A 5,616-nucleotide genomic window follows, 5' to 3' on the forward strand; every position below is an offset into this window, starting at 1 on the left:
CGCGATCGCCGGAGCGCAGCGCGGCGGCCATGGTGCCGGGGGCATCGACATCGGTCGCCTCGCCGGCGATGAAGAGGCGGTCGTCGACGGGCTCGGCCAGCGCCTCGCGCGCGGCGGCCTGGATGCCGACCGGCGTGAAGCTCGCCGCACCGAGGGAGAAGGGGTCGTTCGTCCACGAGCTGCGCACGAAGGCAGCGGGCGTGATGCTGTCGGCGGTCGGCTTCGGGGTCGGCGAGCGGTCGGGCGTGGGAGTGGGCACCGGCTCGGGCGTGCAGGAGGCCAGCAGGACTCCCAGGACACCGGCTCCGGCGCCGATCAGCAGTGTGCGACGCGTCATCCTCATCGTGTCGCAACGATACCGCGCGCAGGTGGATGCGAGGGTGCGGCAACCCCTCCTGCACCGACTCCGATCTCGTGGCTTCTGTCCTCAGGAGCGGGAGATGGCACCCTGACGCGCTGCGCCGGAAGACACAACACTGCCATTCTGGCGCGACGTTCACAGGATGGAGTCATGACGATGAACGACCCCCAGATCTGGACGCTGATCGGAGTGTTCGGCGCCGCACTGTTGGGCGGCTTCACCCTCGTGACGACCCATTTCGGCAAGGTGGTGCGGTCTGAGATCGGTCGTGTCGAGGGAACACTGTCCGGCAAGATCGAGGCTCTCGACGGAAGACTGTCCGGCAAGATCGAAGCGCTCGACCACCGCCTCACCGGCAAGATCGACGCACTCGACCATCGTCTCAGCGGGCAGATCGAGGCTCTCGACGGAAGACTCACCGGACAGATCGAAGCGCTCGACCACCGCCTCACCGGACAGATCGACGCACTCGACGCGAAGCTGTCGGGCCGCATCGACACCCTCGACGAAGAGGTCTCCGATATCGCGACCCGGTTCTTCGGAGCGCCGTAGCGCAGGCGGCCCGGGGCCTCACCTTCAGAGGGTCAGTCGCGCCCGGTGCCGGGGTGCCAGAGAACGACCTCGGCGGATCGACGGAGTCGACGCCCACCGGGCACGGGTATGACGCCGGCGGATCCGGCGGCGAAGACGCGCACACCCGGACGGTTCTCGCGCTCAGCCCTCAGGGCCGAGTCGAGTTCGGCGACGCGGCGGCGCAGCATCCGGTTCTCGTCCTCCAGGTCGAGCAGCCGCGCGATGGCGGGAAGGCTCATCCCCTCGGAGGAGAGCTGGGCGACCTCGCGGAGCTGTTCGATGTTGCGGGTCGAGTAGCGGCGTGAACCGCCCGAGGTGCGGCCCGGGACGACCAGTCCGATGCGGTCGTACTGGCGCAGCGTCTGCGGGTGCATGCCCGCGAGCTGCGCCGCGACGGCGATCGCGAACACCGGAGTGTCGGAGTCCATGCGCTGGTCAGCCATGTCGTCCTCCTCCGGGGTTCGCGATCGTCGTCTGGGTCATCATCACCGCCGTGCCTTCGCCATCAGGTCGGCGCGCGGGTTCTCTGCGGGCTCGAGGGACTGGAACTTCTCCAGCGCCTCGCGGGCGGCGTCGTCGAGGTGCGCGGGCACCGCGATCTGCAGCTCGGCGAGCAGGTCTCCCGTGCCCTTCGCAGTGGTGACACCACGCCCCTTGACGCGCAGCACGCGTCCCGACGGCGTGCCCGGAGCGACGCGGAGCTTGACCGTGTCGCCGCTGAGCGTCGGCACCTCGATGGTCGCCCCGAGCGCGGCCTCGGTGAAGGTCACCGGCACGACGACGCGCAGGTTGAGTCCCTCACGGGTGAAGACCGGATGCGGTCGCACCGCGATCTGCACCACGACGTCACCGCTCTCTCCGCCGTCGGGCGAGGGACGCCCACGACCGCGGAGTCTGATCTTCTGACCGTCCGCGACACCCGCGGGGATCTTCACCTTGAACGGCTTGCCGTCGTCGCCCTGCAGGGTGATGGTCTCGCCCTGCACAGCGGTGGCGAAGTCGAGGGTGGTGCGGGCCGTGACGTCGGCGCCCTTCTGAGGACCGCCGAAGCCACGGAACCCGCCCGAGGTCTGCCCGAAACGACCGGAGCCGAACGAGCCGCCCTGCCCCTGATTGAACATCGCGAAGATGTCCTCGAAGTCGGCGGACTGCCCGCGCCCCTGCTGGCCGAACCGGCTGAAGACGTCTTCGAAGCCGCCGCCGGACTGGCCGCCCGCCGTGAAGCGGGCGCCCGATCCCATGGCGCGGATCTCGTCGTACTCCTTGCGCTGTTCGGCGTCGGAGAGCACCGAGTAGGCCTCGCTGATCTCCTTGAACTTCGCCTCGGCCTTCTCATCGCCCTGATTGGAGTCGGGGTGATACTTGCGGGCGAGCTTGCGGTACGTCTTCTTGAGATCAGCGTCGCTGACGTCTTTCGAGACCCCGAGGGTCTTGTAGAAGTCCTTGTCGAACCAGTCCTGGCTAGCCATCGATCACCTACTCTGCGGGGACGGCGACGACGACCTTCGCAGGGCGCAGCTCGACGTCACCGAGGCGGTACCCCACCTCGACGACCTCGAGCACCGTGGTCTTGTCGACGCCCGGTGTGGGCTGCTGGAAGATCGCCTCGTGACGCTGCGGGTCGAATTCCTCGCCCTTCTCGCCGTACGAGACGACACCGAGCCGCTCGACCACCGCGCGCACCTTCTCGGCGATCACGGCGAAGGGCGTGCCCTCGACGAGGTCTCCGTGCTGAGCGGCGCGAGCGAGATCGTCGAGCACGGGGATGAGGCCCTTCGCGGCCTCGCCCTTCGCGCGCTCGATCTCGACCTGGCGCTGCTCCTCGGTGCGGCGGCGGTAGTTGGCGTACTCGGCCTGGAGGCGCTTGAGGTCGTTGAGCAGGGTCGACTCCAGGTCGGCGAGCACGGCGTCCTCCGCCGCGGCCTCACCGGTCTGCGTCGCGCCCAGGATGTCGTCGACCGTCAGGTCGTCGGAGGCGCCGTCGACCGGCGTCTCGTCGGATCCTTCGGCCGCCGCGGCCTCACGCGAGTCGGGGTTCTGCGGCGAAGGGCCGGTGCCATGAGCATCCGACCCCTCGCTGCGAACCTCGTCGTCACCGTCGAAGTTCTTGTCCGTCATGATTACTTCTTCTCGTCCTCGTCGTCGACGACCTCGGCGTCGATGACGTCCTCGTCGGAGGAGGTGTCATCGGCCGGAGCCTCGCCCGCGGCGTCGGCGCTCGGAGCGCCTTCGGCCTGGGACTGTGCGTAGATGGCCTCGCCGATCTTGCCCTGCGACTGGTTCAGCTTGTCGAACGCGGTCTTCACCGCCTCGTCGTCTTCGCCGGCCAGAGCCGTCTTGAGCGCGTCGACGTCGGCCTTGACCTCGGTCTTGACGTCCTCAGGCAGCTTGTCGTCGTTCTCGGTGATCAGCTTGTCGATCGAGTAGGCGAGCGTCTCGGCCTGGTTGCGGACCTCAGCGGCCTCACGGCGCGCCTTGTCCTCAGCCGCGTGCTCCTCGGCCTCGCGCACCATGCGCTCGATGTCTTCCTTCGACAGCGACGAGCCGCCGGAGATGACGATCGACTTCTCGGTGCCGGTGCCCTTGTCCTTGGCGGACACGTGCACGATGCCGTTGGCGTCGATGTCGAACGTGACCTCGATCTGCGGGATGCCACGGGGAGCCGGGGCGATTCCGGTGAGCTCGAAGGTACCCAGCGGCTTGTTGTCGCGGGTGAAGTCGCGCTCGCCCTGGAAGACCTGGATCGCGACGGACGGCTGGTTGTCGTCTGCCGTGGTGAAGGTCTCGCTGCGCTTGGTCGGGATGGCCGTGTTGCGCTCGATGAGCTTGGTCATCATGCCGCCCTTGGTCTCGATGCCGAGGCTGAGGGGCGTGACGTCGATGAGCAGGACGTCCTTGCGCTCACCCTTGAGGACACCTGCCTGGAGGGCTGCGCCCACCGCGACGACCTCATCGGGGTTGACACCCTTGTTGGCCTCCTTGCCGGTCTCGCGCTTGACGAGCTCGGCGACGGCGGGCATACGGGTCGATCCACCCACCAGCACGATGTGGTCGATGTCGGCGACCTTGATGCCGGCCTCGCGGATGACGTCCTCGAACGGCTTCTTGGTGCGGTCGAGCAGGTCCTTCGTCAGGTCCTCGAACTTCGCGCGGGTGATGGTCTCGGAGAGCGAGACGGGTCCCGACTCGGTCAGCGACAGGTACGGCAGGTTGATGCTGGTCGAGGTCGAGGAGGAGAGCTCCTTCTTGGCCTGCTCAGCGGCTTCCTTCAGACGCTGCAGGGCGATCTTGTCACCCGAGACGTCGACGCCCGTGGTCTCCTTGAACTGCTTGATCAGGTGATCGACGAGACGCTGGTCCCAGTCATCTCCACCGAGGCGGTTGTCACCTGCGGTCGAGCGCACCTGGATGGTCGAGAAGTCGTCGTCCTTGCCCACCTCGAGCAGCGAGACGTCGAACGTTCCGCCACCGAGGTCGAAGACCAGGATGAGCTCGTCCTCCTTGCCCTTGTCGAGGCCGTACGCGAGAGCTGCGGCGGTGGGCTCGTTGATGATGCGCAGGACGTTGAGGCCCGAGATCTCGCCGGCCTCCTTGGTGGCCTGACGCTCGGCGTCGTTGAAGTACGCGGGGACGGTGATGACCGCGTCGGTCACCGTGTCGCCCAGGTACGACTCGGCGTCGCGCTTGAGCTTCTGGAGGATGCGCGCGGAGATCTCCTGCGGCGTCCACTTCTTGCCGTCGACGTCGAACGACCAGTCGGTGCCGACGTGACGCTTGACGGATGCGATGGTGCGGTCGACGTTCGTGACGGCCTGGCGCTTCGCGGTCTCGCCGACGAGCACCTCGCCGTCCTTCGTGAACGCGACCACCGAGGGGGTCGTGCGGAAGCCCTCGGCGTTGGCGATGACCTTCGGCTCGCCACCCTCGAGGACGCTGACGACGGAGTTCGTCGTACCGAGGTCGATTCCAACAGCACGTGCCATGTGATTCTCCTTTGTTGCTGAGGTTGATGTGGGTCTGGAAATCCGGGGCGATCAGGAAAACCTGAGTCGCGATGGCTCAACTGTACTCCGACCTCCGGACACTGTCAAACAAAGTTGATACGAATTGGCTCAACTTTGGATTCCGGGGCTCACGGATCGACCGCTCGGTCGGCGAGATCCTCGAAACACCCCCGACACACTCCTCACCTAGAGTCCTGGCATGAGCCGCCCCCTCCTGCTCGCCGTCTCGCACGGCACCTCGGATGCCGAGGGAGCCCGCGCGATCGCCGACCTGGTCGATGCCGTCGCCGCAGCACGTCCCGACGTCGAGGTGCGCAGCGCCTTCGTCGACGTGCAGCAGCCGGACGCCGCAGACCTGCTGCCGACCATCGACGGACCCGTCGTGATCGTCCCTCTGCTGCTCTCCCGCGGATTCCACGTGCACCACGACCTGCACGGGATGGCGGCGAAGAAGGCGGATGCCGTCGTCAGCGCCGCGATGGGCCCCGATCCGCGGCTCGCCGAAGTCCTCGCGGATCGCCTCGCCGCCGCATCCTCCACGAAAGGGCCGGATGCCGCAGACTTCCCCGACTCCCCCGGCAACCCCGCGACCCCCGTGATCCTCGCCGTCGCCGGCTCGCGCGACCCCGCCTCGCTCACGGATGCCGAGGCGATGGCCTCCCTGCTGTCGGTCCGCCT

Annotated in this window: 7 protein-coding genes; 2 read left to right on the top strand and 5 right to left on the bottom strand. The window is 67.6% G+C overall.

Annotation, left to right across the window (positions count from 1 at the left end; translation table 11 throughout):
• Nucleotides 1–337, bottom strand: a 337-nt coding sequence (locus tag RTM68_RS16550) for an FAD-dependent oxidoreductase (protein ID WP_312173029.1), incomplete at its 3' end; no start/stop codon positions are given.
• Nucleotides 338–511: 174 nt separating this feature from the next.
• On the opposite strand from RTM68_RS16550, the gene RTM68_RS16555 reads away from it, so the two are divergent.
• Nucleotides 512–913 (top strand): hypothetical protein, encoded by a 402-nt coding sequence (locus tag RTM68_RS16555; protein ID WP_312173032.1) that lies wholly within the window; start codon nt 512–514, stop codon nt 911–913.
• A 32-nt stretch (nt 914–945) separates the two neighbouring features.
• Here RTM68_RS16555 and RTM68_RS16560 read toward each other — a convergent pair whose 3' ends face one another.
• From RTM68_RS16560 to dnaK, 4 genes are read right to left on the bottom strand one after another with little or no spacing between them, the layout of a single operon-like run.
• Entirely contained in the window at nt 946–1,377 is a 432-nt protein-coding gene (locus RTM68_RS16560; RefSeq protein ID WP_312173035.1) for a heat shock protein transcriptional repressor HspR, read from the bottom strand.
• 42 nt (nt 1,378–1,419) lie between these two features.
• Nucleotides 1,420–2,403, bottom strand: a complete 984-nt coding sequence (locus RTM68_RS16565) for a DnaJ C-terminal domain-containing protein (protein ID WP_312173037.1) — start codon at nt 2,401–2,403, stop codon at nt 1,420–1,422.
• A gap of 7 nt (nt 2,404–2,410) precedes the next feature.
• Nucleotides 2,411–3,052, bottom strand: coding sequence for a nucleotide exchange factor GrpE (locus RTM68_RS16570; protein ID WP_312173039.1), 642 nt, complete (start codon nt 3,050–3,052; stop codon nt 2,411–2,413).
• 2 nt (nt 3,053–3,054) lie between these two features.
• Nucleotides 3,055–4,917, bottom strand: a complete 1,863-nt coding sequence (dnaK, locus tag RTM68_RS16575) for a molecular chaperone DnaK (RefSeq protein WP_312173041.1) — start codon at nt 4,915–4,917, stop codon at nt 3,055–3,057.
• 220 nt (nt 4,918–5,137) lie between these two features.
• On the opposite strand from dnaK, the gene RTM68_RS16580 reads away from it, so the two are divergent.
• Nucleotides 5,138–5,616 (top strand): CbiX/SirB N-terminal domain-containing protein (locus RTM68_RS16580; protein WP_312173046.1); only part of this gene is annotated, 479 nt, incomplete at its 3' end.

Origin of the sequence: Microbacterium sp., assembly GCF_031988965.1 — a bacterium.
Classification (GTDB): Bacteria; Actinomycetota; Actinomycetes; order Actinomycetales; family Microbacteriaceae; genus Microbacterium.

Coding starts and splice junctions, on each gene's coding strand:
- RTM68_RS16570 (WP_312173039.1), bottom strand. CDS start 3,052: ATGACGGACAAGAACTTCGACGGTGACGACGAGGTTCGCAGCGAGGGG.
- RTM68_RS16555 (WP_312173032.1), top strand. CDS start 512: ATGACGATGAACGACCCCCAGATCTGGACGCTGATCGGAGTGTTCGGC.
- RTM68_RS16565 (WP_312173037.1), bottom strand. CDS start 2,403: ATGGCTAGCCAGGACTGGTTCGACAAGGACTTCTACAAGACCCTCGGG.
- dnaK (WP_312173041.1), bottom strand. CDS start 4,917: ATGGCACGTGCTGTTGGAATCGACCTCGGTACGACGAACTCCGTCGTC.
- RTM68_RS16560 (WP_312173035.1), bottom strand. CDS start 1,377: ATGGCTGACCAGCGCATGGACTCCGACACTCCGGTGTTCGCGATCGCC.